General features: G+C 72.3%; 25 protein-coding genes and 1 pseudogene. 16 read left to right on the forward strand and 10 right to left on the reverse strand.

The window, feature by feature from the left end:
- Positions 1–11: 11 nt before the first annotated feature.
- Positions 12–892 (reverse strand): IS5 family transposase gene (locus ACIF6F_RS30715; RefSeq protein ID WP_399954155.1). Its coding sequence is split into 2 segments (ribosomal slippage): positions 12–532 and positions 532–892, totalling 882 coding nucleotides; the frame shifts between segments, so codons are not numbered across the junction.
- A 504-nt stretch (positions 893–1,396) separates the two neighbouring features.
- Here ACIF6F_RS30715 and ACIF6F_RS30720 point away from each other — a divergent pair.
- Both ACIF6F_RS30720 and ACIF6F_RS30725 read left to right on the forward strand, forming a co-directional pair.
- Positions 1,397–2,023: a C39 family peptidase gene (locus ACIF6F_RS30720; protein ID WP_399954158.1), complete on the forward strand. Its 627-nt coding sequence runs from the start codon at positions 1,397–1,399 to the stop codon at positions 2,021–2,023.
- On the forward strand, positions 2,007–3,227 hold the full coding sequence (locus tag ACIF6F_RS30725; RefSeq protein WP_399954160.1) for a hypothetical protein: 1,221 nt from the start codon (positions 2,007–2,009) through the stop codon (positions 3,225–3,227). The genes ACIF6F_RS30720 and ACIF6F_RS30725 overlap by 17 nt, the downstream gene beginning before the upstream one ends.
- 509 nt (positions 3,228–3,736) lie before the next feature.
- Here the strand turns inward: ACIF6F_RS30725 and ACIF6F_RS30730 are convergent.
- Positions 3,737–6,970 carry a DEAD/DEAH box helicase gene (locus tag ACIF6F_RS30730; RefSeq protein ID WP_399954163.1) on the reverse strand — a complete coding sequence of 1,078 codons (3,234 nt, stop codon included), beginning with the start codon at positions 6,968–6,970 and terminating at the stop codon, positions 3,737–3,739.
- Positions 6,971–7,431: 461 nt separating this feature from the next.
- On the opposite strand from ACIF6F_RS30730, the gene ACIF6F_RS30735 reads away from it, so the two are divergent.
- Entirely contained in the window at positions 7,432–7,728 is a 297-nt protein-coding gene (locus ACIF6F_RS30735) for a hypothetical protein (RefSeq protein WP_399954167.1), read from the forward strand.
- On the forward strand, positions 7,721–8,020 hold the full coding sequence (locus ACIF6F_RS30740) for a hypothetical protein (protein WP_399954170.1): 300 nt from the start codon (positions 7,721–7,723) through the stop codon (positions 8,018–8,020). Before ACIF6F_RS30735 ends, ACIF6F_RS30740 begins: the two co-directional genes overlap by 8 nt.
- Before the next feature lie 296 nt (positions 8,021–8,316).
- Here the strand turns inward: ACIF6F_RS30740 and ACIF6F_RS30745 are convergent, their stop codons facing one another.
- The 7 genes from ACIF6F_RS30745 to ACIF6F_RS30775 form a co-directional block, all read right to left on the reverse strand.
- Positions 8,317–9,324: an NAD(P)H-dependent glycerol-3-phosphate dehydrogenase gene (locus tag ACIF6F_RS30745; RefSeq protein WP_399954174.1), complete on the reverse strand. Its 1,008-nt coding sequence runs from the start codon at positions 9,322–9,324 to the stop codon at positions 8,317–8,319.
- 14 nt (positions 9,325–9,338) lie between these two features.
- Entirely contained in the window at positions 9,339–10,154 is an 816-nt protein-coding gene (locus ACIF6F_RS30750) for a class I SAM-dependent methyltransferase (protein WP_399954176.1), read from the reverse strand.
- On the reverse strand, positions 10,151–11,290 hold the full coding sequence (locus ACIF6F_RS30755; RefSeq protein WP_399954179.1) for a YcaO-like family protein: 1,140 nt from the start codon (positions 11,288–11,290) through the stop codon (positions 10,151–10,153). The genes ACIF6F_RS30750 and ACIF6F_RS30755 overlap by 4 nt, the downstream gene beginning before the upstream one ends.
- Positions 11,280–12,548: a TfuA-like protein gene (locus ACIF6F_RS30760; RefSeq protein ID WP_399954182.1), complete on the reverse strand. Its 1,269-nt coding sequence runs from the start codon at positions 12,546–12,548 to the stop codon at positions 11,280–11,282. Before ACIF6F_RS30760 ends, ACIF6F_RS30755 begins: the two co-directional genes overlap by 11 nt.
- Positions 12,549–12,664: 116 nt before the next feature.
- Positions 12,665–12,790, reverse strand: coding sequence for a hypothetical protein (locus tag ACIF6F_RS30765; protein ID WP_399954185.1), 126 nt, complete (start codon positions 12,788–12,790; stop codon positions 12,665–12,667).
- 122 nt (positions 12,791–12,912) lie between these two features.
- Complete coding sequence (locus ACIF6F_RS30770; RefSeq protein WP_399954188.1) at positions 12,913–13,137, reverse strand: hypothetical protein; 225 nt, start codon at positions 13,135–13,137, stop codon at positions 12,913–12,915.
- Positions 13,134–13,274, reverse strand: a complete 141-nt coding sequence (locus tag ACIF6F_RS30775) for a hypothetical protein (protein ID WP_399954191.1) — start codon at positions 13,272–13,274, stop codon at positions 13,134–13,136. Before ACIF6F_RS30775 ends, ACIF6F_RS30770 begins: the two co-directional genes overlap by 4 nt.
- A 219-nt stretch (positions 13,275–13,493) precedes the next feature.
- Here ACIF6F_RS30775 and ACIF6F_RS30780 point away from each other — a divergent pair, with 219 nt between their 5' ends.
- The 7 genes and pseudogenes from ACIF6F_RS30780 to ACIF6F_RS30810 all read left to right on the forward strand — a co-directional run bounded on the left by ACIF6F_RS30780 (position 13,494) and on the right by ACIF6F_RS30810 (position 20,926).
- Positions 13,494–14,774, forward strand: coding sequence for an XRE family transcriptional regulator (locus ACIF6F_RS30780; RefSeq protein WP_399954194.1), 1,281 nt, complete (start codon positions 13,494–13,496; stop codon positions 14,772–14,774).
- Positions 14,758–15,270, forward strand: a complete 513-nt coding sequence (locus ACIF6F_RS30785; protein ID WP_399954196.1) for an NUDIX domain-containing protein — start codon at positions 14,758–14,760, stop codon at positions 15,268–15,270. Before ACIF6F_RS30780 ends, ACIF6F_RS30785 begins: the two co-directional genes overlap by 17 nt.
- A 71-nt stretch (positions 15,271–15,341) precedes the next feature.
- Positions 15,342–15,467 (forward strand): annotated as a pseudogene (locus tag ACIF6F_RS30790) (zinc ribbon domain-containing protein); the annotation flags it as partial.
- A gap of 258 nt (positions 15,468–15,725) precedes the next feature.
- Positions 15,726–16,148, forward strand: a complete 423-nt coding sequence (locus ACIF6F_RS30795) for a hypothetical protein (protein ID WP_399954242.1) — start codon at positions 15,726–15,728, stop codon at positions 16,146–16,148.
- 22 nt (positions 16,149–16,170) lie between these two features.
- Positions 16,171–19,248, forward strand: coding sequence for an ATP-binding protein (locus tag ACIF6F_RS30800; RefSeq protein WP_399954199.1), 3,078 nt, complete (start codon positions 16,171–16,173; stop codon positions 19,246–19,248).
- Positions 19,241–19,906 (forward strand): hypothetical protein, encoded by a 666-nt coding sequence (locus ACIF6F_RS30805; RefSeq protein ID WP_399954202.1) that lies wholly within the window; start codon positions 19,241–19,243, stop codon positions 19,904–19,906. Before ACIF6F_RS30800 ends, ACIF6F_RS30805 begins: the two co-directional genes overlap by 8 nt.
- A gap of 189 nt (positions 19,907–20,095) precedes the next feature.
- A complete protein-coding gene (locus ACIF6F_RS30810; RefSeq protein ID WP_399954205.1) occupies positions 20,096–20,926 on the forward strand; it encodes an alpha/beta hydrolase in 831 nt (276 codons plus the stop codon).
- Here the strand turns inward: ACIF6F_RS30810 and ACIF6F_RS30815 are convergent.
- Entirely contained in the window at positions 20,923–22,233 is a 1,311-nt protein-coding gene (locus ACIF6F_RS30815; protein ID WP_399954208.1) for an XRE family transcriptional regulator, read from the reverse strand. The genes ACIF6F_RS30810 and ACIF6F_RS30815 overlap by 4 nt on opposite strands.
- Positions 22,234–22,508: 275 nt before the next feature.
- Here ACIF6F_RS30815 and ACIF6F_RS30820 point away from each other — a divergent pair, with 275 nt between their 5' ends.
- From ACIF6F_RS30820 to hemC, 5 genes are all read left to right on the forward strand, one after another.
- Positions 22,509–22,727 carry a hypothetical protein gene (locus ACIF6F_RS30820; protein WP_399954211.1) on the forward strand — a complete coding sequence of 73 codons (219 nt, stop codon included), beginning with the start codon at positions 22,509–22,511 and terminating at the stop codon, positions 22,725–22,727.
- Between the two features lie 35 nt (positions 22,728–22,762).
- Positions 22,763–22,978: a hypothetical protein gene (locus ACIF6F_RS30825; RefSeq protein WP_399954213.1), complete on the forward strand. Its 216-nt coding sequence runs from the start codon at positions 22,763–22,765 to the stop codon at positions 22,976–22,978.
- A gap of 158 nt (positions 22,979–23,136) precedes the next feature.
- Positions 23,137–24,174 carry a hypothetical protein gene (locus ACIF6F_RS30830; protein WP_399954216.1) on the forward strand — a complete coding sequence of 346 codons (1,038 nt, stop codon included), beginning with the start codon at positions 23,137–23,139 and terminating at the stop codon, positions 24,172–24,174.
- Entirely contained in the window at positions 24,167–24,742 is a 576-nt protein-coding gene (locus tag ACIF6F_RS30835; protein ID WP_399954219.1) for an O-methyltransferase, read from the forward strand. Before ACIF6F_RS30830 ends, ACIF6F_RS30835 begins: the two co-directional genes overlap by 8 nt.
- 18 nt (positions 24,743–24,760) lie before the next feature.
- On the forward strand, positions 24,761–25,696 hold the full coding sequence (hemC, locus tag ACIF6F_RS30840) for a hydroxymethylbilane synthase (RefSeq protein WP_399954222.1): 936 nt from the start codon (positions 24,761–24,763) through the stop codon (positions 25,694–25,696).
- Positions 25,697–26,017 lie beyond the last annotated feature (321 nt).

Raw genomic sequence — 26,017 nt, forward strand, 5'->3', positions numbered from 1 at the left:
AGCAGGTTGCCTCAGCCCCCGAGCCACAGCCGGACGGCCGCGGTGGTGACGGTGCCGTGGAAGACATAGGCCCGCTTGTCGTAGCGGGTGGCGACGGCACGCGCGTTCTTGAGCCGGTTGATTGCCCGTTCGACTTCGTTGCGGCGTTTGTAGATCTCGCTGTCGAAGCCGGTGGGCCGGCCGCCCTTGCTGCCGCGGCGTTTGCGGTTGTCCCGCTGGTCCTTCGGTTCGGGGATCGTGTGCTTGATCTGGCGTCTTCGCAGGTAGCGGCGGTTGCGGCGTGAGCTGTATGCCTTGTCGCCGCCGAGGTGGTCGGGCCGTGTTCGCGGCCGTCCGCCATGCGGGCGGGGGACCCGGACCCGCTCCAGGACCTCGATCATCTGCGGTGCGTCGCCCCACTGTCCCGGCGTGACCAGGAACGCCAGCGGGCGGCAACCGCCTTCTCCGGCGAGGTGGATCTTGCAAGTCAGGCCGCCCCGGGACCGTCCGAGTCCCTCGTCGGGCCGGTGGTGCCGGGGCGTTGTCCTTTTTTCGGGACGCGCGGCTTCCTCTTGCGGGCCCCGGCCGCGTGCTGATGGGCACGGCAGGATGTCGAATCGACGCTGACCATGCTCCAGTCGATCCGGCCCGCGAGGTCGGCGTCGGCCTGGACGGCCCGCAGGATCCGGTCCCACGTGCCGTCCGCCGACCAGCGCCGGTGCCGCTCATAGACGGTCTTCCAGCTGCCGAAACGCTCGGGAAGGTCCCGCCACGGTATGCCCGTTCGCACACGGAACAGGATCCCGTTGATCACCTTGCGGTGATCGCTCCAACGTCCGCCACGCTGTCCGGGCACCGGCAGATGCGGCTCCAATCGGCCCCACTCGCCATTCGTCAGATCACCCCGCCCCATGCCGGGAACAACGAGCCAACCATCCGACAGTCACATGATCCGCCGGACAGGACCTAGCGGGCCTACGAGTACGGCGGAGGTGTGCGGTCCACTCGCCGTCCGGTCCCGCCGCCGGAGCGACCTCCGTCACTCCGGCGGCGGCCTGGTCGCGCCATGAGTCCAGGTTGCCGATCACAAGAGGCGGTGCTTGGCGAACACGGTCCGACCCCGAACCCCGCTGTCGGCGAGAGGGGTTGGAGCTGGCGTTTTCCGTCAAACTGCGGAGTGATCCGTCCCCCTTTCACCGCTGCGGCAGCGGCGAAAACGTGAGGCCGGTCACGTGACGGCGTTCCGCTTTCACGCCCCGTCGGGACATCCGGAGCAAACGCGGCCGCCCACCCCCGAGCGTGATCGATAACGCGCGTTTCGCTGAGCTGACCGAAAGGTACGTCATGACCATGACCATGACGTCACTGCAAGATCGATGTCACTGCCGGTCAACACATTCGGAGAAGGAGCCTTCCAGTGACTCGCCTGCGTGACATCACCCTCGACACGGCAGCGAAGGAGCGCCGCATCGTCCTCGACGACCCGGGTGCGTTCGAACCGCAGCCCGGCTTTCCGTCCTACTCGTACCTGGCGAACAACCACGTCGCTCAGGCCTACAACAACTACTGCGGTCCCGCTACCGCGAAGATGACCCTCGGCCACCAGGGCTACAACCTCTCGCAGGCCAGCCTCGCCACCCGCTTCGGCATCACCCCCGGCAACGGTGGCACGAGCTGGGACGCGATGCTCAGGACGCTGAAGGCCTACACGGGTGGCAACTACGCCGGCACCTTCCTGGCGTACAGCCCCAGCGCGCGCGACAAGGCCGAGTACAAGGCCCACCTCCGGATCGACATCGCCAGGTACAGCGACTCCATCGCCGGGAACGTGCTGGAGCCCAAGGGCAGCCGGATCCGCCTGGCCGGCCACCCGATCAACCAGACCATCTACCACTGGGTGAACATCCGCGGCTACAAGAACAGCGGTAACGACAGCCAGGTCCAGGACCCGGCCACCAGCGTGTGGCCCGGCGTCAAGGCCAACTCGCCTGTCCCGTCTGACAATCTGGTCATTATGATGGGCGGCCGTGGCTACCAGTGGTAAGCGGATCGCGGCGTTGTGCGCCATAGCGGCCCTCACGATCGGCGCATGCGCACCGGGCGTCTCCGGGAGCAAGGGCGGCGAGAAGCGACGCACAGGTCGCACCACTCACGCGTTCTGCAAGGTGGGGACTCCGGACGCCTGGAAGAAGCACCGCGCCCGCACCACCTACAAGACTCCTCCCAGCCCCCGCGCCTATGAAGGCGTGGTCAGCCCGGACGGCAAGAAGATCTTCGCCGAGGAGTCCACTGACCGCCTCACCAGGGTGGTGCTGCGGACGCCGGGAGGCGGCCGGAAGGTCATCGACCAGATGCCGCAGACCCGGTCCAAGAAGCTCCAGCAGTTCGTCCTGTGGGACTTCGACGGCCGGTGGCTCGTCTACCAGGTGTCCTACGACGCCGAGAACATGAACGACTGGGCCATCTACGCCTGGGACTCGGAGACCGGGGAGAAGCCGTTCCGGATCACTCGCAACACCGCGAACGGGCCCTTCCTCTTCCTACGCGCCCAGGGTGGGAAGGCCGCCTGGACACAGGGAGGTGGCGGGGCTGGACGCAAGCAGGTCCACGTCTACGACCTGCGGTCCCGTCACGACCAGGTGGTTCGTACCGGCATGGTCTCCCCTGTGACCGTGTCCGGCGACCTCGTGGTGTGGCGGGAGGCGTTCTCCGCCACGGCTCCCGTCAAGGTGCAGGCGGCATCGCTGACCACGGGCCGCGGTGCGAAGCTGCCGGAGCAGCTCGCGAAGATCAAGGGGACGACCTTCGTCACTGGCAGCAGTGACGGGAGCACGTGGGCCTGGACCTCTCCCGACATGCGCAAGCTGTACGCCTGGCAGAAGGGGTGGAAGACCTCCGCCCTGGTGGCGACCCTGGGCGAGGGCCAGTTCTTCGACCAGATGGAGATCGCCGGCAACCTCATCACGTGGCAGGACGAGTCCGGGCTGTGGGCCGCCGACCTCAGGTCGCACTCCATGACCCGCCTCAACCAGGACGGCGTACCGCACGCCAACGGTGACAAACTGCTGGTCTCTTACCAGACGGGCGGCTTCAGCAAGGACCCGGCCGACTACCAGGGCACCACCGCCTACGTCCTCACGGCGTCGCGCCTGGCACCGCTGCCCTCGTGCCTGGGCTGGGTTCCCTTGGAACAACCACCCACCGAGACCGCGGCTCCGGACGCCCCCGCGGACCCCGCAGCACTCTGAGCGGCCCCTCCCGTTCTGGTGCTTTCCGGGGTCGTCGCAACACGTGGTCGTGTTGATCAGGCCGTGAGCAGTTTTGTGCAGACGCTCGGCTGGGAAACCCCAGCCGAGCGTCTTGCGTGGGCGGCTGTTGGGCTGGGCGGCGACGGCGTGGAGGTGGCCGTGGGACAAGGGGGGTCAGGTCAGCCTGACCAACACCACCACCGCGATATCCCACCTGAGCTCGTACGGCTTCAACGGCAACGCGGACTCGTTCTACAGCAACTACAAGTACGACTCCGCGTGGTTCACCGACGCCAACTACGCGGGCCGCCGCGTGTGCATGAACAGCCCTACAGCAGCAACCACAGCTTCAGCTTCCAGGACTCCGACGAGGCCAGCTCCGCGCGGAAGTACAGCAGCACCACCGCCTGCTGACCGTAGGCTCGTGAGGTGACCCGTGGGGCGGCCGAAAACCGGCCGCCCCACTCGCGTACGAGAGGAGGAAACGCGCGCAGGGCGGTGGACGATCGCTATGCCCGTCGCTGAGGTTGCCACGTGTGGGCCGGCAGCGAGTCCGCCAGGGTGTTGAAGAAGCGCTGGTCGCGCCATGAGTCCAGGTTGCCGATGACGAAGAGGCGGCGTTTGGCGCGGCTGACCGCGACGTTGAGGAGGTTCGGGCGGGTGGCGGCCCAGGCGCGGGCGCCCGGGCGGCGTACGTCCGTGCCGAGGACCAGGATGACGACGTCCGCCTCCTTGCCCTGGGTGGTGTGCACCGTGCCCACCCGGTCGGCGGGCACCAGGTCCCGGCAGGCCCGCTTCGCGCCGGCGACGACCTGGCGGAACGGGCTGATGACGTAGACGTCCCGGCCGAGGTCCACGCCGCCCTCGTCCCGCAGCCGTTCCAGGACGCGCCGGAGGGCCCGGCCCTCCTCCGGGATCCAGTGCCCGTCCGCCTCGGTGGAGGCGACGTTCACCCAGCTGCTGGCCGGCCGGTACGCGTACAGGCCGCGGGCGTCCGTATCCGTGCCCTGGACCATCAGGCCGTCGTACGCCACGGCGTTGCTGACCGAGAACATCGGGTCGTCGCAGCGGCGGTGCACCCGCAGCGGTGCGCCGACCCAGACCTCGTGCCCGCCGTCCGGGAGGTCGGCGGGGAGCAGGGTGCCGTAGCGGTTGGCGCGGTCGGCGAGCTGCTGCACCGACGTACGTCCCGGAGCCCACTCCTCCGCGACGCCGTAGTCGTCGCGCAGCGCCCGCTGGGCCGTCCACGGCAGGACCACGACTGGCTCCAGCTGCAGCGGGTCGCCGACGACGACGGTGCGGCGGGCCCGCCACATGCCGCCGACCGCCATCTGCGGGGTCGCCTGCCCGGCCTCGTCGACGAACAGCCAGCCGAGCGACTCCTGCCCGAGCCGGCCGAAGACCCGGTCGAGCGAGGCGAAGGTGGTCGACACCACCGGCACGACGAGGAACAGGTTCTGCCAGGCGGCGCGCAGGTGCGTCTCCGGCACGGTCTTCGGCACGCCGCCGGCCACGGCGTCCATCGCGGCCATCAGGTTCGCGTACATCGTGCGGGCGGTGCAGCGGAGGAAGGCCTGGTGGAGGTCGAGGGCCGCGAGGAACAGCTCCGAGCGGGCCGTGGTGATCTCCGGGTCGGACCAGGGGGCGGAGAGTTCGCGTGCGGAGTCGTCGGCGAGCCAGGACTCGTCCGGCACGAAGCCTTCCCAGCGGGCGGCCGCGGCCGCGAGTGCCTGCTCGGCTGCTTCGGCCCGGGCGCGCGCCGCGTGCTGGGCCCGCTGGTGCTCGTGCAGGCGCGCGGCTGCCGCGCCCACGGCGCCCCGGGCGCCGTCGAGTCGGGCGCGGGTGGCGGCGTGTTCCTGCCGGGCGGCGGACACCAGGCCCGCGGCCTCGGCCTCCTCCTCGTGCCAGGTGCGGGCGGCTCGGCCCAGGGTGAAGAGGCTCACCGTGAAGCCGGGACGGCGGGCCAGGTGCTGTTGGTGCGTACGCTCGGCCGCCGCGAGGTCCTGCGCGGCGCGGGCCAGCGCCGCCTCGGCCGGCGGGACCGCCTCGCGCACGCGGTCCAGCTCGGCCGCACCCTGCTCGGCGGCCCGACGGGCCCGGCCCAGCGTCTCGTGGGCGGTGGGGAGGGCGGCGTACGCCTCGGCCGCAGCGGCACGTTCGTCGCGCAGCCGCTCGACCTCGGCCAGCGCCGCCTCGAACCGCTGCTTCGCCTCGCGCCACACGCCGGTCTGCGGGGTGTCGCGCCACTGGCGGAGGAGGTGGGAGAGTCCGCTGCCGCTGTCGATCCAGGTGTCGCGGGACCGGCGGTCACTGCCACCGGCCTGGGGCGGGACGGGTGGTGGCGGAGGGGCGCCGGCGTCGGTGCGGCGGTACTTGCCGTGCCAGAAGCGGTTCAAGAACTCCATGCGGTTCTTCTTGTTGCCCAGGCGCGCGGCGACCGCGCCCCATGCGGGCTCGCCCTTGAGGAGCCGGGTGGCCTGCTCGGCGAAGTAGTCGGCGTCCTTGCGCCACGTGTCGCCGAGGGCGGCGCGGGCGGGGATCTCGGTGGAGATGTTCTCGACCGCGCCGTTGTTGGCGGACGCGACGACCATCTCGAAGCCGGTGAACTCCGGGCGCAGCGGCGTGACCGTACGCGTGTGGTCGCCGCTCTTCCAGGTGTACGGCTTCCCGTCGGCGAAGGCCTGGGAGGGCAGCCGGAGCCCGGCGAGGCGGCGGGCGCGCTCGACGATGGCCGCGGCGAAGCAGTCGCGCAGCATGGTGGTCTTGCCGGTGCCCGGGGGCCCGTTGACGGCGAAGATCCCGGCGCCGGGCGCGAGCTCGGCGTGCACGGCGTTGACGGCGAACTGCTGGCTGAGCGCGAGCGGGTGCTCGGGGTTGGCCGGCCAGCGGCCGGCGGGGGTGCGGGCGGGGGCGACGCCGGCGAGTGCGGCTTCGGGGTGGAGGCGCAGGTCGGTGCGGAGGGACTTGTTGAAGTCCGCCTCGGGGGTGAGGTAGGCGGTGAGGCAGGCGCCGGGGTCGTGCGCGGCGAGGGAGCGGGCGACCAGGTCGAGGTCGGCGGCGTAGAAGCTGTTGAGGAAGTCCTGCTGGTCGGCGTTCGCGTCGGCGGCGCGGTCGAGGCGGACCGCGACGCTCTCTACGCGTACGCCGGTGGGGCTGAGGGCGGTGTCGACGCCCCAGGCGAGGGCGAGCTCCCGGGTGAACTCGAGCAGATGGCCGGCGGTGACTACTCCCGCCCCGGCAGGCGCCTCGTCCTCCGTGTCCTCGGCACCGCGGCCTTCGTCGGCCTGCCCGGCCTTCGGCCATCCCTCGACATCACTACCGAGGGACGCGACCCGCTGCTCCCACGCCCGGGCCTCCTCCTCGAAGCCGTCGAGCCAGCCGCGCGTGGCCGGGCCGGGGTGGATCGCCCGGCCGGTCGCCCAGGCGCAGGAGGAGAAGACCGGCGAGTCCGGCAACAGCCGGCCGTCGTCGGTGACGGTGAGGGCGAACAGCGCGGTCTCGCCGTCCATCCGGCCGTCGTGGTCCTCCTCGCTCTCGCCGAAGACGCGTAAGAGGGCGTCGCGTACGGAGCGGAGCTCGTACGTCCCGCCGTAGACGACGTGCTGCCACCCGTACCCAGGCTCAAGCGGGACGGACCGCAGCGGATGCCCGGCCTCCCAGGGCGCGGGGCGCCCGGCCTCGACCGCGTACACGTGCTCCCGCACCGACAGCCCCGGAACCTTCTGCGGACTGAACAACTCCACGGCCCGCCAGTACCCGACGACCGCACTGCGCCGCCGAAACTCGCCCCCCACCACGCCCGCTCCCGTCTTCGGTGATCACTACGGGCACATTACGGGGGGTCTCGGGGGTGCGACAGGGCGTGGTGGGGGTTGGGAGGACCGCCAGGAGGTTCCGAGCGTTTCGAGGGCGCGGATGATCCGCGTCGGTCCGTTCGCCGGCGAGTGCTACGGCCAGATAGCCGGTGTCACCGAATCTGCTGATGAATGGCCACGTTCCGGTCTACAGTGCCGGGTCGGGAACTTTTGCACCCCGCGTGAGTGGGGATGAACCCTCTTTTAGGGCGTCCGCGACGATGTCCGCTTCCTGTTCCCCGCGTGTGCGGGGATGAACTCGCCACCCCGCGTCCCTCAGCACCCGGAGGGTCGACCCATCACCAGCCAGCAGGCAGACTCAGGGGAGCAACCGACCGAAGGAGCGTCGCATGAGTGCGCAGCCGATCCACCCACACCAGCCTCAGGCGGAACGGGTGCCGCGCAATGCCGACGGGATCGCCGCCGCGCTGGAGCCCGTCAAGCGCATGGAGTTCCTGCGTCAGCTCCTGGCCGCCGCGCCCGAGGAGGCGGAAGCGGTCCTACGCCGCTGGTGGTGCGAGGCGATGCTCGACGTGGACCCGGCAGGGGACAGGCTCACCGCGGCCGCGCTGGACGGCACCCTGCCTACGACCACGGTGGACGAACTCCTCACCCGACGCCACAAGGCGGGACTGCCCGTTGAGTGAGCCGCACGAGCAGCCCGACGGCCTTCCCTGCGTGCTGTCCGAGGAGGTCTCGCAGCTGCTGATGGACCCTGCGCTGTCCACCGAGGTCTTCAGCGCCATCGTGGCCACCATCGTGACGATCAACGAGACCCGCGGCCTGGTGCCCGGCAGCACCGCCTCGGTGAAGTGGCCCGAGCAACGGCGCATGGCCCTCGGAGCCGGCGGTTCGCTGGGGGTCCTTGAGTACGTGATAGCCGAGCACGCCGATCCGCCGCAGATCGTCGTGACTCGAATCCAGCTGTACTCGGAATGAGCCGTTAGCCTGGCTGATGATCACGCCCGCCGCACCCGCGGGAATGACCCCGTTTTGATCGCAGCGACGACGGCGATAGCGACCTGCTCCCGCTCCCCGCGGGGATGACCCCCACAAGCCGAGATTCCGCGGTCAGGATGATGGCTCCTCCCCTGCGACTGCGGGGATGGCCCGGTGGATGAGGCCACTCTCCTCCCAGAGGCGTTCTGCTCCCCGCGTACGCGGGGATGAACCCCACAGCGCGGTCTCGTCCACGTACAGCCGGTACTGCTCCCCGCGCCCGCGGGGATGACTCGTCAGAGCCCGTACCGCTCCGGCTTAGGGCTCCGGGACATCAGCATGTCCGCCGCCTCCCGCACGGAGGCCGTGCCGTCGAGGACCGCGCTGACGACCTCCGTCAGCGGCATCTCCACCCCGTGCTCCCGCGCGAGCGCCAGCACGGACCGCGAGGACTTCACGCCCTCCGCCGTCTGACTGGTCGCCGCAGTGGCCTCCGCCAGCGTCATGCCCCGGCCCAGGTACTCCCCGAAGGTACGGTTCCGGGAGAGCGGCGAAGAGCACGTGGCGATGAGGTCGCCGACGCCGGCCAGGCCGGAGAACGTGAGCGGGTCCGCGCCGAGCGCCGCGCCCAGCCGCGCGGTCTCCGCCAGGCCCCTCGTCATCAGCAGTGCGCGGGCGTTGTCGCCCAGGCCCATGCCGGCGGCGAGCCCGACGGCGAGGGCGATGACGTTCTTCACCGCCCCGCCCAGTTCGCACCCGACGACGTCGGTGTTCGTGTACGGGCGGAAGTACGGCGTCGCGCAGCAGTCCTGCAGCGCCTTGGCCACCGTCGCGTCGGAGCAGGCGATCACCGACGCCGCCGGCCGCCGCGCGGCCACCTCGCGGGCGAGGTTCGGGCCCGACACGATCGCCACCCGGCGCTGCGGGATACCGGCGACCTCGCTGATGACCTCGCTCATGCGCAGCCCGGTGTCGGTCTCGATGCCCTTCATGAGGCTGACCACCACCGCATCGGCCCCGATCAGCGGCGCCCACGCGGCCAGGTTGCCGCGCAGCGACTGCGCCGGGACCGAGAGCACCACGTACTGCGCGCCGGCCAGCGCCTCGGCCGGGTCGGTGGTCGCGCGCAGCTGCTCGGGCAGTGGCTGGCCCGGCAGGTAGAAGGGGTTCTCGCGGAGCGTGTTGACGGCGTCGACGACCTCGGCCCGGCGGCCGTGGAGGACGACATCGGTACCGGCATCGGCCAGGACGGCCGCGAATGCCGTGCCCCATGAGCCGGCGGAGAGCACCGCAACCCGAGTCATTCCCGCTGCCTTCCTCACCGCCGACGCGAACGCGAGCCTATCGGCCGCGGAGCGAGCGCGGGGCCGGGTCGCCGCAGCGTCAGCGCGTACGCACGCCGGGACGGCAGAAGCGGAAGAACCCGCCGGGCCTCGCGCAGCATGTTCTCCGCCTGTACGTCGCCGAGGTCGCGCCGCAGGGCCTCCTCGTGGGCGAGCCACAGCTCGTACAGGCGCTGCCACATGGCAGGTTCGTCGGGGCGTACGTCGACGTGCTCGACCACCAGGCCCGCCTCCTCCGCCTGCTCCCGCAACGCCCCCTCGCCGGTACCGCGCACCGCCCGCGTGACGACGGCCCGGCCGCCCGGTACGAGGATTCGCCGCAGCTCCCTCAGGGCCGCGCCGCGGTCGGCGGCGTTCCCCATGGCGTCCACGCACACCGCACCGTGCGCGTACGCGTCGGGCAGCCCGGTGCCCTCCAGGCTGCCGACGCGGAACTCCGTACGTACCGGAGGGACGAAGGCCTCACGGCGGGCCGCGGCGAGGCCGACCGCCACGCTGGAGACGTCGATGCCGGTCAGCCCCACCCCGAGCGCGCGGGCCAGCCACAGCCCGACGCCGCCGGTCCCGCAGCCCAGATCGACCAGCCGTTGCCCGGGTGCGAGCCCGAGGCGGGCCAGCATCGTCCCCAGCAGCGTCCAGTCCGCCGAACTGGACGCATCCACCTCCACGGGATACGCCTCACCCATCGCCTCCGCGTAGAGCCGGGAGACCAGCGGCGTACGCGCGCGGGCGGCGTGGAAGGCGTCGAAGTGCCGCTGCTGCGCCGATTCGGCGGAGGAAAGTGCGCTCACCGGGGCACCGCCCGCCGCGTCCGCGACCGCGTACCGGGGCAGACGACCTTCACGGCGGCCACGGGATCGCCGGGCCCGGAGAGGCCGAGGCAGAGGGGCTCGTGGCCGGTGACGCGCTCGATCCGTCCGGCCACGGCCCGGACGTGGTCGCCGAAGCCGCCCTGCCAGGTACCGAAGCCGGAGACGAGCTGTCCCCACGGACGCAGCCCGCCGACGGCAGCAGGAGGCCGGGGCGGCAGCGCCCCGAAGTCCGCCTCCGTGGCCACCAGGTCGTCGCGGGTGCCGGCGATGCAGGTCAGCCGGGACTGAGCGGCCTCGGTGACGGCACGCGTGAGCGCGATGTCCGGGTGGGTGTGACAGCCGGCCCCCGCGAACCAGACCGGGAAGTCCTCGGACCACAGGTACGCCAGGCACACAGGGATGCCGTACGCGTTGTCCACGAGTACGAGCTCCAGCGCGAAGCCCGCGTCCTGCACCCTGCCGACGAGCGACGCCGCGTACGGATCGTCCACCGACCCCGGGTCGACCAGCACCCGGCACGCCCTGTCGCCCGCCTCGTCGGCGACCAGCACGTCCCGCTCGACGACCTCGTACAGCGCGTGCAGCACCGCCTCCTCGCGGGTGTTGCCGCAGGCCAGACCGGTGCTGGTGGCCCGGAACACGTCGGGCTGCCACAGCGGCCGCCGCGCGCGGCGCAGCACCAGGCCGAGCGGAACCAGTACCTCCCGGCCGCTGAGGACCCCGCGGGCAGTCGCCCAGTCCAGCGGTACGTCGACCAGGGCCTCGTGCCAGGTGTGCACCGGGAGCGCCTCCAGCGGGTACGGCAGGCCGGCCTCCCGGGCCGGCCCGTACCGAGTCGGCTCGATCGGCAGCTCGGCGTGCCACAGCTCGACGGCCTCCATCACCGCGGAGACCTTGGCCAGCAGGTCGGTGGCGCCCTTCCCCTGAGAGGCCGTCAACGTCTGGGCTCCCGGCCGGATGGCGGTCCAGGCGGGCAACCCGAGCTGGTCGAGGCCGGTCAGGCGGGCGACCCGGGTGATCCCCCAGCCGGCCAGTCGGGGCGCGAGGACGGACCAGGTTTCCTCGGGGGTCCGGGCCCGTACGGTGCCGTCCAGGTGGATCCGTTCAAGCGGCATCGGGGGCCGGCTCCTTCGCGGTCGCGTCCGGCTGGTCCTGGAGGAGCCCGGCCATGAAGGGCTTCGTCTCGTCGACGGCGCGGGCGCCTCCGCCGAACCCGCGGGCGGCGGCGTACGCGTCCAGCCGCTCGGGCCGGCACCCCCACAGCCGGCATAGGGCGGTGCCGGTGACGTCGTCCCGCACGGCCTCGGGCGAGAAGCCCGGCCGTGAGCGGCGGAGGGCTTCGTTGAGGGCCCCGTATCGGGTGATCGACAGCCGGTCGGCGGCTGTCTCCCTCCTCAGGAGCCGGGCCACCGACTCGTCGTCGCGGAGGTCGGGCCGGGGCCGGAACACCGCGTGTACGGGCGGGGCCGGCTGCCCGCCGGTCAGGCGTGCCATCCGTTCGGCCAGCGGCATCCCCTCGCCGCCGTCCCCCGGATGGAGCGAGAGGTGATCGAGGTGGTCCTGCCAGACCTCGGGGAAGTGCGGGTCGAAGACCTGCTGGTACGCGAGGCGCTGAGCCGTCGGCAGCTCCGTGCCGTCCACCCGCCGGCTCGCGAAGCGGTTGGCCCACAGTCGGTAGTAGCCGGTGTCCCACTGCGCGTCCGCCGGTACGAAGCCCCCGGGGGCGGCGGGCCGCAGCGCGACCCGGACGGCGTCCAGGGCGTCGAGCCGCTTGAGGTTCCCGAAGTGCCGGTCCGCGCGGAGGCGCTCCTCGAACCACGAGGCCAGTTCCCGCGACCCGTACCGCCGGAACACCGCGAGCACCGCGGCCGTCGTGCGCTGCGGGTAGTACACCTGGCGCAGGTGGGCGAGCAGCTCGGACGCCGTCCGGCCCGACACCAGCCCCTCACCCTCGGCGAGGCGGAGCACGTGGGCGGCGTTCACCAGGGCCCAGGTCAGTGCTCGCAGGCCGGCGTCCGGCTCCTGGCCGACCGCGACCTCGTCGTCGCCGTCGACGAGCCCCTCGACGTACGACCGGAAGACGGCGCCCACGCCCGTCATCCCGAAGGCGTGCAGTTCGGCGGCCCGCAGGGCGCCGATGCTCGCGGCGCCGATGACGCGTACGCCGCGGGCGAGCGCGGCCAGGATCTCCTTGTGCCGCAGTGCCGGGGCCTGGTGGTAGAGCCCGTCGATCAGTACGACCGTGTCGCCGGCGGCGATCGCAGGGTCGAAGAGGTCTCCGTGCCGGGCTGGGGGCAGGGCCCGGACTCCCGGCGCGTGCAGCAGCGGTTCCTCTCCGCGGTTCAGTGTCGGTCCGACGTACACGTGAATCACTTCCAGTCCTCCTGGTGACGTCCACGGGGAGCGGAGCAGAGCGGTGCCGGAGGCCGTGACGAGGCCTCCGGCAGCGCGTTCAAGAGGGGGCACGCCCGCGGGCGCGCGGCGGAGGGTCAGGGACCCTCGTTCTCCACGTCCTCGATGCGGACGACGGCGGCGGGGTCGGCGATCTCGCCGATGTCGCCCTGCGCCGGTACGGGTGCTGCCTGCGCGGCGGCCTCGGACTTGGACTGGTGCATGCTGCTTCCCTTCGCGATGAGTCGTGCGGGCCGGCCGGCTCGCACGAGGGTGTACGCGGGCCCTCAGGGGACCCGCCCCCGCCCGGGGCCGGGCGGGAAGTCAGGGGCACGGCCCGTCACGGTCACGGGATGAGCGCGACGTTCTCGACGGCCGTGCTCCACGGCACGCCCCGGTCCGGTGTGATGTGGGCGAGCCGTACGGTGATCCACCGCCCGCGGTGGTCGCGTACCGTCTCCTCGCCCACGGCCGTCAGCTCGCCGCGGCCCTTGGACGCGATGTCCGTCACCCGCCGGCCGAGCCACGGGTGCTCCTCGCGGCCGTACGCACCAGCAGGACCGGCCGTCACGACCCGCCCTCCTCGTCCTCCGCCGGCCGTTCGGCCTCGTCCTCACCGCCGAGGAACCGCTTCCACCCCGACTCGGCCCGCGCAAGCAGGCTGCGGCTGGGCTGCTCGGGCGGGGGCGGCAGGGTGTGGCCGGGCATGGCTCCTCCTCGAATCCATGGCGGGGGCAGAGCGGGTACGTCCGTGCAGCCGGAGCGGTCGAAACGCCCTGGTGGAGCGGCGTCCGAGCGGCTGAAGCCCAGTGAACGCCGCACACGCCCGCTCAGGAGACTCCAGCGGGTGACCCCGAGATGGAGTCAGTACGGCACCCAGGACGGCCCCGCGCCCGTAGCATCGAAAGCGGTCACAGGGAGGGGCCGATGATGAACCGTCAGCCGGATCCGCGCGCCGTTCTCACGGGCTTACTCGGCGACCAGCGGCTGCTGAAGGCCTGCGCCGAGCGGGACGTCGGAGCCGTCTTCCGTCTGCTGAACGCCCGGGGCGTCAGCACCCGCCGGATCGCGGCCGCCGCGGACATCACCCAGGGCCGCGTCTACGACTACATGCACAACAACAGCCGGGTGGAGAAGCTGTCGCTCTTCGAGCAGATCGCGGACGGCTTCCACATCCCCGGCCACCTCCTCGGACTCGCCCGCCGCCCCTGGGAACCCGAGCCGGACGCACTCGCGCCGCACCCGACCCCCGACGTCCCGCCCGCAGACGATGACGACCTGGCCGCCATCGACGCCTTCCGCAGCGCGGACCGCCAGACCGGCGGCAGCCGCCTCTACCAGGCCGTCGTACGCCACCTCACCACCCACATCGCGCCCCGCCTCGTCGACGCCGACAGCGGCCCCCAGATCTTCGCGGCCGCGGCGGCCCTGACCGAGATGGCCGGCTGGATGGCCCACGACTCGGCCGACGACGGACTCGCCCTGCGCCACCTCACCCGCGCGCTGCCCCTGGCCAGGGCCTCCGGTGACGCGCCGCTCGCGGCCAACATCACCGCCAGCAGCAGCCACCTCACCCTCCAGACCGGCGACCCGGCCGGCGCGGCCCGCTGGGCGGAGACCGGACTCGGCCTCGCGGCCCAGGCCCCCCGTACGCCCTCCCTGACCGCAAGACTCCACACCATGAAGGCGCGGGCGCTGGCCGCCTCCTCCCAGCGGCCCGCCGCCGAGCAGGCGCTGGAGGCCGCACGCCGGGAGCTCGACGCCCCTGCCGGGGCGGCCGGCCATCCCTGGCTCAGCCCGTTCGACCACGCCGCGCTCGCCAGCGAGTCGGCCCTCGTCTTCAAGGACCTCGGCCGCTACGACGAGGCACTCGACCACGCCGAGCAGGCCATCGCGCTACGGGAGGCCGGCGCCGCGCGTTCCCTGGCCATGAGCCGTATCACCCTGGCCGCCACCCACCTCCGCCGCGCCGATGTGGACGCCGCCCTGGACGTGGGCCACGACCTGCTCACCACCAGCCCCACGCTCGGCTCGGTACGGGTGGCCCACCAACTCGACGACCTCCGCCGGGCCCTGGAAGCCCACCGGGCCTACCGTCCCGTCCAGCAGTACCTGGTGCGCTTCGACGACGCCAGGCGGGCCAGAATGCTTCTGATGGCCGACATCGTCACGCCCCGGAGAGGCACCACACATGAGGCCCACGCCTGATGACCCGCAGGCCTGGAACGCGTACCTCGCGGAGGGGAACCGCACCCAGGCGCGCAAGCGCGTCTCGGCTGACGCCCTGATCCGGGACCGGTCCGGCCGCGTCCTGCTGGTGAACCCCACCTACAAGCCCGGCTGGGACCTCCCGGGCGGGATGGCGGAGGCCAACGAGCCGCCGGACGAGGCCCTCTCCCGCGAGCTGAAGGAAGAGCTCGACCTCGACATCACGCTGCGGGCCCTCCTGGTCGTCGACTGGGTCCCCCCGCACGGCCCCTGGGACGACCAGCTCGCCTTCATCTTCGACGCCGGCACCCTCGACGACGACCGAGCGGCGCACCTGCGGCCCCACGACGACGAACTCTCGGAGGCGGCCTTCGTGACCCCGGCCCGGGCCCGAGAGCTCCTGGGGGACAGGACCCGCACCCGCCTGGACGCAGCCCTCCAGGCCGCACAGTCCCAGCGGCCGCTCTACCTCCACGACGGCCGGCCCGTCCTCTGACCTTCAGCTCTTTCGCCACGGCGCGCGTCCGGCCACGGGCTGAACTAGCGTGGAGTCGGAGGAGCGATGCCATGCGTTGCATCGACTGCGGGTACGAGAACCCGCCCAGCGCCATCTACTGCCAGGGCTGCCAGAGGCCTTTGACCCGCCCCTGCGCGGCGTGCGGTGAGCCAGTGCCGGCAGGGGCCCCGAGCTGCCTGGCTTGTGGAACGACGGTGGGCCCGTCCCCGCCTCCAAGCCCGCCCCCGCCGCCCCCAAGCCCGCCTCCGACTGATACTGACCCACCGCCCGCCTGGTCCCCGCGCACCACCTCCGACGGGAGAGACCAGCAGCCAGCGGACCCCGACGGAACGCAGCGCGGACAGCCTCCCCGTGACGATCCGCCGCGCTGGGGCACGGACGGGAGGCAGCAGGAGCAACCCAGGGGAGGCAGCCGCGGGGAGTACACCGGGGAAGTGAACGGCTTCCGTACGCAGCGGGAGCAGTGGGGCAATGGGGGGAGCGAGGAAGTCTGGCACTTCCGTCTCGCCCGTCACGACGCGGACGGCAACGCACTCCGGCCCATCCCGGTGGAGATGCGGGCACTCTCCTTCTCCGGCTCGGTGAGCAACGGCGACCAGGTGCAGGTTGCGGGCCGGTGGAAGGACGGGACCCTGCGGGCCGACGAGCTCCAGAACCTGACGACCCAGGCCCGCGTCCACAACAAGGCCTACCGCGGCCAGATGATGGCGGCCCGGGTGATCATCGCCCTCATCGCGGTGGGCATCCTGATCGGCATCGTCAGCCTCGTCATCAGCGCCATGTCCGATCCCGGGGGACCGCCGCCGGACTGGCCGCCGGAGCCCACGCCCCCGACCTGGTGGACACCTGAGCCCTGACGCAAGTGGAGGAGGTGTTGCGATGAGCGTCGATCCGGTCAGCACGGACGCGGTCGACTACCTGCAGCGCAACCGCCTGGTCCCCCTGCTGCAGGGCGGCCCGGCACTCACCTCCTCCATGGCTGCCCGGCGTGCCGCGCGCATCGCGGGAGTCGGCCGGTCGGCGCGGCTGCTGCAACCTCGGCCGGACAGCGTGGAACTGGAGCTGCCGACCACGTCGCTCCTCGTCGGCCTCGCCGGTGCCGGCGTGCCGGTCGCCTGCCTGATGGAGAGCCAAGGCCAGGGAGTCGCCATCCGCATCGGGACCTGGGGCGGCGAGAGCACGGACGGCGCGGGGCTCGACGCGCAGCAGTCCATGCTCCTGTCGGTACTCGACGGCTGCTACCCGGCCGTCGACCTCGCCCCGGCCAGCGTCGCGACCCCCAAGTTCACCCACGGAGCGCTCGCGTTGGGCGTACCGACCGCACGGACGGAGCCGGCTCGCGACGGCGAACTCCCCATGGACCGTTTTCTGCGGTCGATGGCAGGCAGGCGTTGGGCTGCGCTCGTCCTTGCGGTACCGGTCGGCGTGACGGAGCTGGCGTCGGACCGGAATCGGGTGCTGAACGAGATGCGGGCCGTCGCGGCCGCTGTCCAGTCCACCGGTCTGCGAAGCCCTCTGGCCGAGCACTACCTCGCCCTCCTGCAAGCCCGCCTGGATGCCCTGGCCGATGCGCATGCCCGCGGCGGCTGGCGTACGGGCGTCTACCTCCTGGGACCAACCGGCCCCGACCTCAACGCACTGTGCAGTGCATGGCGTGCGGTGTTCTCCGGCCCGCATTCCGTATCCGAACCGATTCGCACCGTCCCGCTGCCGTCGACGGCCGACCTGGCGGTGCAGTGGGCCTTGCCGGGCGATCCGGAGCAGCCCGGGCCGGGCATCTACCGGCATCCCTACACCGCCCAGACGATTCTGAGCTCGCCTCAGCTGGCGGGCTACGTGCACCTGCCGACCGTGGAGACGGCCGGCTTCGGAGTCCGGACCGTGCCGCGTTTCGACGTGCTGTCCCCTCCCGCGGCCCCGCCCGCCGCGGTCATCGGAACGGTCATCGAACGAGACCGCAGGAGCCCGGTCGAGTTCTCCGTACCGCTCGACTCGCTCTCCCGGCACGTCTTCGTCGGGGGCGTGACGGGGTCGGGCAAGAGCAACACGGTCCTGCACCTGATCCGGCAGGTCGCCGCCGCCGGAGTACCGTTCCTGGTCGTCGAACCCGCCAAGGCGGAGTACCGGGCCTTGCTGCAGGATCCGGCCATCGGCCCAAGCCTTCGGGTGTTCACCCTGGGCCGGGAGACCGTCGCGCCGCTGCGGCTCAACCCGTTCGACGTACCGGAAGGCGCGTCGGTCGCAGAGCACGTGGACCTGCTGCGCGCCACCTTCGAGGCCGCCTTCGGCATGTGGGTGCCGCTGCCCCACGTACTGGAACGCTGCCTCCACGAGATCTACAGCGACCGCGGCTGGGAGCTTCGGACGGAGGCGAACCGGCGCCTGGACGCCCGAGCACCGACCTGGGCAGCCTGCCCGACACTCAGCGACCTCGCGGCGAAGATCCCCGTCGTCGCCCGCTCCCTCGGCTACGAAGAGAAGATCGCCGCGGACATCGAGGCGGCGCTGAGCACCCGCGTCAGAAGCCTCCGCCTCGGGGGCAAAGGGGCACTGCTCGACGTTCCGCGCTCCTTTCCCATGTCGGAGCTGCTCGCGGGCCCCACGGTCGTCGAACTCGAGGCCATGGGCAGCGACGACGACAAGGCATTCGTCATCGGGCTCCTGCTCATCCGGCTCGCCGAATACCGACGGGCCCAGGGGCAGCAGCCGGGTCTCACGCACCTGTTCGTCGTCGAGGAGGCCCACAGGCTCCTGGGGGCGGCACCCCGTATCCGTGAGGAGAACGTCGCCGACCCGCGAGGCGGCGCGGTGGAAACCTTCGCCCATCTCCTCTCCGAGATCCGCGCCTACGGCCAGGGCGTGGTCATCGCAGACCAGGTACCCACCCGCCTGGCCCCGGACGTACTGAAGAACACCCAGCTCAAGATCGCCCACCGCACCGTGGCCGCGGACGACCGACTCGCCCTGGCCACCACGATGGGCATGGACGCCGCGCAGTCGGAGGCACTGGTCGCACTGGAGGTGGGCAGGGCCGCCGTCTTCGGCTACGGAGCCGACGCGCCCGTACTGGCACAGGTCCCGCCAGCGAAGGACGACGCCCTGATCCGCAGCACCGACGATGCGGCCGTGCGCGACCTGATGGCCGCCTGGCGCACGGCCGGCGGATGGGACAGCTTGTGGATGCCCGCACCCTCGTGTGCCGTGGCGTGCACGAACCACCCGGCGGAATGCGCCGCGGCCCGCTCCCTGCTCGACGACGCCGCCGTTCGTCGAGCCCTCACCCGCACCGTGCTGTCCCTGCTGGCAGACGTCAACAGCCTGGAACGCACCGAGCCGGATCTCGTGCAGGTGGTCCGCGCACGCCTGCAGCCGTTCCACGACGAGACGGCGGTCCTGCTCTCCCTCAAGGCGCACGGCGCCGACTGGTACGCCGCACGTCGCGGCGCGCAAGCAGGCTGGGAGTACACCGCCACCCTCGACTACGCCGAGCATCTGCGCCGAGCCCTACTCGCCCAGGACGCACCCGCCAGGGACGCCTTCCGGGCCTTCGCGATGGAGCGCCACGCCTATGGAGTTCCGCCGTTCCCAGGCTGCACGATCATCAGCCCGGATCACGCCTGCCCCTTCCGGGGTGCGGTAGCCGACGTCGTGGCAGCGGACCGCTTCGCCGACATGTGGGCCGAGGCGGATGCCTCCGACCGGTCGGAAGGAAACCGGCAGGCGACCTGGCAGGTCTGCGACACGGCCGCGTACGAGCTGTTCGAGTACCCCCAGGACAATGCCTCGCCCGAAGAGGCCGCACGGATCGAAAACGCGAGACGACGGGTGGGCCTCTGCTTTGCCCAGCACATGCTCGCTGCGGACGGAGGGGAACTCCCCCGTTCTGTCAGACGAATCACCCACTCGCTGATAGACGAGTCGTCTCCCGAGTCGCAACGGGAACAAGGCGATGAGTGATCACACGAGAGACAAACAAGACGGGAAAGAAGGATCCCAGCGGTCTGACCACGGCAAACCCAAGGACCAGACGAAGCGCCCAGAGGGCAAGGATCAGCCGAAGCCGGGTACGGGGAAGGAGCAGCCGAAGCCGGGTACGGGGAAGGAGCAGCCCAAGCCCGGTACGGGGAAGGAGCAGCCCAAGCCCGGTACGGGGAAGGAGCAGCCCAAGCCCGGTACGGGGAAGGAGCAGCCCAAGCCGGGCACCGGGAAGGAGCAGCCCAAGCCGGGCACCGGGAAGGAGCAGCCCAAGCCGGGCACCGGGAAGGAGCAGCCCAAGCCCGGCACCGGGAAGGAGCAGCCCAAGCCCGGCACCGGCAAGGAGCAGCCCAAGCAACCTTGGCCGCCGAAGGATCTGACGCCGTACGGAAAAAAGCTCTACGAAGGAGCGCAGCCAACTCCTTGGGGGCGGCAGCAGGGTGCAAAAGATCCAGCTCCCGACAAGCCGAAGCCATCGGAACCAAAGGAACCACCAAAGGAACAGCAAAAGCCGAAGCCGCCGGAGCCTAAACCGCAGCCCAAACTGGGGATAGACGAGGCCATAGACAGAGCTCAGCAACAGATGCAGCCGAGCATTCCAGACCCCCCGAATGCGCCGTCGCCCCCCGGTGGACTCTGAGTTCCGGAGACTCCGTCCCCCTGGGGTAGCGGTGTGCCTTTCGGAGACGGCAGCAGCGCGTTCCGGGCCGCGATGGCGAGCTAGGGGAGCGGGGAGCCACGCATCGGCGTGAAAGCAGGCGCGTGGCCGGCGGCCGTGTACTCCACGATGTCCCCCACCCCGACACGAGCGGCTCCCTACCATCGGGGCATGGCCGATGAGTTGGAAGTGCGGTTCCGTTCGTTGGACGGTACGTCGTTGTCGGGGACGGTGACGGTTCCCTCGGCCCTGCCGGGGGCCGGGCCTGGGGCAGCCGTCGTGCTGGTGCACGGCGCCGGCGTGACGCGGGAGGAGGGCGGGTTCTTCACGCGGCTGGCGGCGGGGCTGGCGGCAGAGGGGCTGCACTGCCTGCGGTTCGACCTGCGGGCCCACGGGCAGAGCGGTGGGCGGCCCGAGGAGATCACGATGGCCGCCATCGCCAACGACATCCGTGCCGCCTGCGACCGGCTGCTCGAGGAGACGGGCGCGCGGCGCCCCGTACACGTGGTCGCCGCGTCGTTCTCCGGCGGTGCGGCCGCGCTGCACGCCGGGCACCGCCCCGCGGACGTCGGACGCCTCGTGCTGCTCAACCCGCGGCTGGACTACCGCGAGCGCTACGTGGACAGTCGGCCGTACTTCGAGGGCGACTACATCAGCGCGGACGCGGCCCGTGACCTGGACGAGCGGGGCTTCACGGAGAAATCGCCGTTCGAGCTCGGCCGGGCGCTCCACAACGAGGCGTTCCACCTCGACCCGGACCTCTACCTCCGGGCGGTCCGGGCCCCGGTCCTGCTGGTCCACGGTACGAAGGACACCTTCGTACCGGTGGAGTCCTCGCGCCGGTACCTGCCGGTCTTCCCCGGCCCCGCCGAGCTGATGGAGCTGGAGGGGGCCCAGCACGGGTTCGCCGTGCACGAGGACCCGCAGTACCTCCACCCCCAGTCCCAGGCCTGGCAGGCGGCGGTGATCGAGCGGGTACGGGGCTTCCTGACGGTCGGTTAGGCAGGGGGGACCGTCAGCCCGGTCAGCGCCTGCCGGAGCTCGCGTACGGCGGGCCGGCGGGCGTAGGGGCGCAGCTGGGATGCGGTTCGCCGCAGTTCCCCCAGGGCCTGGCCGAAGCCGGGGCGCGCCGCCAGGCTCAAGGCGGACAGACCGGTGGCGGCGGCCTGCTCGGGCTCGCCCGCCGCCGCCAGGGCACCGGCAAGGTGCGCGGTGAAGAAGGCCCGGTCGCGCGGGGCGAAGGTGCCGTGGCCGAGGTGACGCTGGAGGATGTCGACGGCCCGGGCGGGCTGCCCGGCCTCGCGGTGGCTGATCGCCGCCTGGGCCATGAGCCGGTCCAGGCTGTAGGCCGCGCACAGCGGTCCCGTGCAGGTCGGCGGCTCGGCGGGAGGCGCGCCGTCGAGGGCGGCGTGCGCTTCGTCGAGGGTGCGCGCCACGGTGTCGGGAGCGGCCCCGGTCAGCGCCAGGGCGCGGGCCTCCTGCTGGAGAGCCTCGGCGCGCGCCCGTGGAGGGAGCGTCCACGGTCCGTGTGCGGCCGCGTGGGCGAGGTCGAGCATGCGGGTGGCGTCGTCCCGGTCGGTGGCCTGGGCCTTGCGGAGCAGGACGTAGGCGTGCATGGGCGTATCGCCGGCGAAGGTGGCCCATTCCGCGGCCCGGTCGTGGAAATAGGCGGTGGTCTGCGGGGGAGCTCCGGCGTCGCGGTGGAGGAAGGCGGTGAACTCCGCCGCCCGGGCACCGAGCGCGAGCAGCTCGCGTCGTACGGGCGAGGAGGCGTCGCGGGCGAGTTCGTCGATGACGCCGAGCAGGCCGAGCGCCGTGGGCAGGGTGTGGCGGGGGCCGGTACGTCCGTCGGTGCGGGCGGCGGCGTCGAGCGCGTTGCGGAGGTGGGCGACCAGGGCCTGGTCGCTGTAACGGCGGGCATTGGCGAGCGCCGCGGTGAGATGGTCACGGCCGAGCGGGCTCAGCAGCGGAGCGGCGCCGAGCACGCCCTGAAGGAAGGAGCGCCTGCGCACCGGATCCTCCTCGGTAGCGGTCGTGCCCGGCCGGCCGGGCAGCGGCGGCTGTCGGGCGGTGTGGGGCGGGGTGAAGCCCAGTTCCGGCAACGGCAGGCCGAACATGGCGTGCAGGACCCTGCGGGAGAGGGTGTGGGGCCAGCCCGGCGCGGACGACTGCCAGCGGCGGACCTGGCGCACGGTGATGGTGGCCGGCTCGCCCAGCAGCGTGGCGTGGTGCTCGTAGGCCGTGACGACGTCGAGCTGGGTGTGCCAGCCGCGCTCACGGCAGGCAGCGGTGAATCTGGGATTTCCCATCGCGGGCATCAGGCCCCCCGTCGGAGATGCGCGAGCCCCCGGCCGTCGCCGGAGCGGTAGCGGCGTACCCCGACGGTACTCCTCGTTGAAATGTCCGGTGAAGTGTCCTCGTTGACTCGCCGGCCCGCTCGTACGGTCCCTGGTGCGAGGCCTGACCTGGCCTGGCACCAAGGCATAACAGCGGCGGAGGAGGACCTCTTGGCTACCCCGTTCCAGTTCCCGTTCCCGAGTGAGCCCGCGGTCGTCGCCGGCGAGCCGACCGGCGGGGGCAGGCCGTGACGGCTCCGGACTCCTTCGGGCACGAGCGGCACCCGTGGCTCGGCCGCCGGGTCCGCGACATCGCCTCCGGCACGGAAGGCCGGTTGATGGCCGTCGTCCGTGAGGAGATCGCCACGCACACGGGCACCCACGAGGCCCGCCGCGCCTACATCCGCCCGGAGGCGGGCGGGCGCGAGCTGCCCACCTCCCCCGAGAACCTGCGGCTGGTGGGATGAATCCCGTGGCCGACGACACAGTGAGGTGGTGCCGCATGCCCGCTCACGCTCCGGACGCCCCGTCAGGGGCTCCGAGCGCGCCCCGCGCCCTCGCTGCGCGCCGCGGTGAGCAGCCCCCGTACGGGGCACCGTCCCCGGAGCTGCGGGCGCGTGCGGAACGCGGGTTCGCCCGTTTCCTCGACCGCGTCGACCGCGCTCGCGTCGACCGCAGCGACGCCGAAGACCGCGGCGCGGCCGGTACGCCGGAGTAGGCAGCCTGCCCGTACCGCCGCAGCCCTGCCGATCGACCCGAGCAACGTCAAACCCGACCGAGGCACTCCCACCCCCTGCCCTGCCGGGGGCGGTCGGCCCTGCGCCGGTCGCCCACAACAGGGCGGCACCCCTCGCCATCCACCCCCGAGGAGCCAGCATGAATCCCACGTCCCCGACGTCCCCTGCACGCGCGCGTGCTGGTGCTCGTACCGCCACGATCCCCGCGCCCCGAGCGGCCTTACCGCCCGGGGGCCCGCAGGGCGTCGACCCCTCCCGGGCGAGGGAGGCCGTACGGAACCTGTACGCGCGCACCGCCCTCACTCCGGCCGACCTGACGGCCCCGCTCCTGGTCCTGCCCGAGGGGCATCCGTCGGCCGGGGCACTGCCGGGGGCCGTCGTCCTCTCCGACGTCGCGGCCACGGTCCGCCGCTGGGATGCGATGGGCATCGCCGGGGTGAAAATCTTCGCCCACGGCCAGGACCGCAGCCCGGACGCCAGTGCGGCCCTGGCGCCGGGCAACCTGATGATCCGCGCGATCGAGGCGGTCAAGACCGCGGCCGCGGGCCTGGCCGTCACCACCGAGGTCTGCGGCTGCTCCTGGACCACCGCGCACGAGTGCGTCCTGCGCACGGACGCCGGGAGCATCGACACGGAGGGCACGTACGCGCTGATGCAGGGCATGGCGGTGCAGCACGCCGACGCCGGGGCCGACGTCGTCTCGCCGACCGCGATGCTCACCGGATCCGTCCACGCCGTACGGCGGGCCCTGGACGACCAGGGCCATCGCGACGTCGGCGTGAACCCCAACCTCGCGATCCGGACGACGCTGTACGGGGCTTTCAAGACGGTGATGGACACCGAGCCGGCCGGCGGCGACCGCCGGGGCCTGCAACTGGAGCCGGGCCGCTGCGACCGCTCTGCCCTGGTGCAGGCGCGGGCCTGGGTCGCGGAGGGGGCGGACTCGTTCACCCTGCAGCCGGTGATGACGGCCGCCGACCTGCTCGTACGCCTGCGCGCGGACCAGGACGTACCCATCACGGCGTACTCGACTTCCGGCGAGTGGGCGGCCCTCAAGACCCTGGGCGTGGAGGGGATGACGGAGTACCTGGTGATGCTCAGGCGGGCCGGCGCAGACAGCATCCTCACCTTCGCCGCCGAGACCGTCGCCGCCTTCCTGGAGGCCCGCCGTGGATGACGCGCCCTTCGCCCGCCCCGACGCGCTCGACGGCATCCTGGCCGACGCGGCCCGCGCGGGCTTCGCGATGTCGTGCGAGGAGCGGACCGGGTCCCTCCTGGCCACCCTGGCCGCCACCAAGCCGGGCGGGACCCTGGTGGAGCTGGGGACCGGTGTCGGCGCGGGCGCGGCGTGGCTCCTGCACGGCATGGCCCCGACCGCCCGCCTGACCAGTGTGGAGATCGACCCCGGCACGCAGATGGTCGCCGTACGGCACCTCGGCCACGACCGGCGCGTCCGGTTCGAGGCGCTCTCCGCCGACCGGTGGCTGCGGGCGTACCGCGGCCCGGCGATCGATCTGGCCTACGTCGACTGCCGGCCGGGCAAGTTCCACCTGCTCGACCGCCTGCTGTCCCTCATGGCCCCCGGTGGCATCTACGTCGTGGACGACCTGCTGCCCCAGGACACTTGGCCGGACGACCACCAGCCGCGCGTCGACGGGTTCCTCGCACGCCTGCCCGAACAGCGCAACTTGCGTGCCACGCCGCTGAGATGGGCTTCCGGGCTTGTCGTCGGAGCAAGGGTCTGAGGGTCTATGGTGGGCGGCATGTCCGCCCCTGACCACATCCGCATCGTCTCCCGCGACTCGCCCATGGCCCTGGCCCAAGTGGAGCGTGTCCGCCGAGAGCTGGGCACGCTCTACCCCGCCACGACGACCGAGGTCGTCCCGGTGAAGACGACCGGAGACCGGTGGATGGGCGACCTCGCGGCCGTGGAGGGCAAGGGGGCGTTCACCAAGGAGGTGGACGCCGCGCTGCTGGACGGCACGGCGGACCTCGCCGTGCACTGCGTCAAGGACATCCCCGCGGACCGGCCGCTGCCGGCCGGGACCGTGTTCGCCGCGTTCCTGGCGCGCGACGACATCCGCGACGCGCTCGTACACCCCCGGGGACTGACCCTCGACGAGCTGCCGGCCGGCACCCGGATCGGCACCTCCTCCGTACGGCGCATCGCGCAGCTGGCCGCCTCGCACCCGCACCTCGCCTGCGTTCCGATCCGCGGCAACGCCAACCGCCGCCTGGACAAGCTCGCCGCGGGGGAGGCGGACGCCCTGCTGCTGGCGGTCTCCGGCCTGGAGCGCATCGGCCGGACCGACGTCATCACCGAGGTGCTGCCGGTCGAGACGATGTGCCCGCCGATCGGCGCCGGCATCCTCGCCCTGCAGTGCCGGGAATACGACACGCACCTGATCGAGACGGTCAGCGCGCTGGGCGACCCGGCCACCCACCGGGAGGCGACCGCTGAGCGGATGCTGCTGCACGTCCTCCAAGGGCACTGCAACAGCCCCATCGCCGGGTACGCCCGCACCGAGCGCGACGGCCAGCTCAGCCTGTACGCCACCGTCTTCACCCCCGACGGCAAGCGCGCCCTGCGGGCCCACGAATGGGCCGGACCGCTCGACCCCGCCACCCTGGGCACCTCAGTGGCCGTCGCCCTCCTGCGCCAGGGCGCCCGCGAACTCATCGACGACATCCCCCACTGACGACTCGGCCGTCGTCTCGCGCTGACGGCCGGCTCCACCTGCCGGAGCGTGCACGGGTGGCGGCGGGACCAAAGCAGGGCGCGCCGATTCCGACTGCCCGAAAACCCGCCCCAGAGCGCGCATCGCGCACCTGCGCGGCGGCGCCGACCGACGCACGTATGCCGCTTGGAGGCGCGGCAAGGGCGGCCTCGGCGGGCCCCTGACCGCTTGCCCGGCAGCGGGCCGCGCGGCCGACGGTGACCGTGGTCTTGTCCTTGGGGGCGCCGGCGGTGACGGTGGTGGTGTCGGCCGGGTTGTCGGCGAAGCAGTGCTTGGCCGTGA

Origin of the sequence: Streptomyces sp. NPDC086023 (genome assembly GCF_044540325.1) — a bacterium.
Taxonomy (GTDB): domain Bacteria; phylum Actinomycetota; class Actinomycetes; order Streptomycetales; family Streptomycetaceae; genus Streptomyces.

Excerpts from the sequence above, each read along its gene's own strand:
- ACIF6F_RS30735 (WP_399954167.1), top strand. The coding sequence starts at position 7,432 with ATGAGTGCGCAGCCGATCCACCCACACCAGCCTCAGGCGGAACGGGTG.
- ACIF6F_RS30745 (WP_399954174.1), bottom strand. The coding sequence starts at position 9,324 with ATGACTCGGGTTGCGGTGCTCTCCGCCGGCTCATGGGGCACGGCATTC.
- ACIF6F_RS30755 (WP_399954179.1), bottom strand. The coding sequence starts at position 11,290 with ATGCCGCTTGAACGGATCCACCTGGACGGCACCGTACGGGCCCGGACC.
- ACIF6F_RS30765 (WP_399954185.1), bottom strand. The coding sequence starts at position 12,790 with ATGCACCAGTCCAAGTCCGAGGCCGCCGCGCAGGCAGCACCCGTACCG.
- ACIF6F_RS30775 (WP_399954191.1), bottom strand. The coding sequence starts at position 13,274 with ATGCCCGGCCACACCCTGCCGCCCCCGCCCGAGCAGCCCAGCCGCAGC.
- ACIF6F_RS30780 (WP_399954194.1), top strand. The coding sequence starts at position 13,494 with ATGATGAACCGTCAGCCGGATCCGCGCGCCGTTCTCACGGGCTTACTC.
- ACIF6F_RS30785 (WP_399954196.1), top strand. The coding sequence starts at position 14,758 with ATGAGGCCCACGCCTGATGACCCGCAGGCCTGGAACGCGTACCTCGCG.
- ACIF6F_RS30800 (WP_399954199.1), top strand. The coding sequence starts at position 16,171 with ATGAGCGTCGATCCGGTCAGCACGGACGCGGTCGACTACCTGCAGCGC.
- ACIF6F_RS30805 (WP_399954202.1), top strand. The coding sequence starts at position 19,241 with ATGAGTGATCACACGAGAGACAAACAAGACGGGAAAGAAGGATCCCAG.
- ACIF6F_RS30810 (WP_399954205.1), top strand. The coding sequence starts at position 20,096 with ATGGCCGATGAGTTGGAAGTGCGGTTCCGTTCGTTGGACGGTACGTCG.
- ACIF6F_RS30815 (WP_399954208.1), bottom strand. The coding sequence starts at position 22,233 with ATGGGAAATCCCAGATTCACCGCTGCCTGCCGTGAGCGCGGCTGGCAC.
- ACIF6F_RS30825 (WP_399954213.1), top strand. The coding sequence starts at position 22,763 with ATGCCCGCTCACGCTCCGGACGCCCCGTCAGGGGCTCCGAGCGCGCCC.
- ACIF6F_RS30830 (WP_399954216.1), top strand. The coding sequence starts at position 23,137 with ATGAATCCCACGTCCCCGACGTCCCCTGCACGCGCGCGTGCTGGTGCT.
- hemC (WP_399954222.1), top strand. The coding sequence starts at position 24,761 with ATGTCCGCCCCTGACCACATCCGCATCGTCTCCCGCGACTCGCCCATG.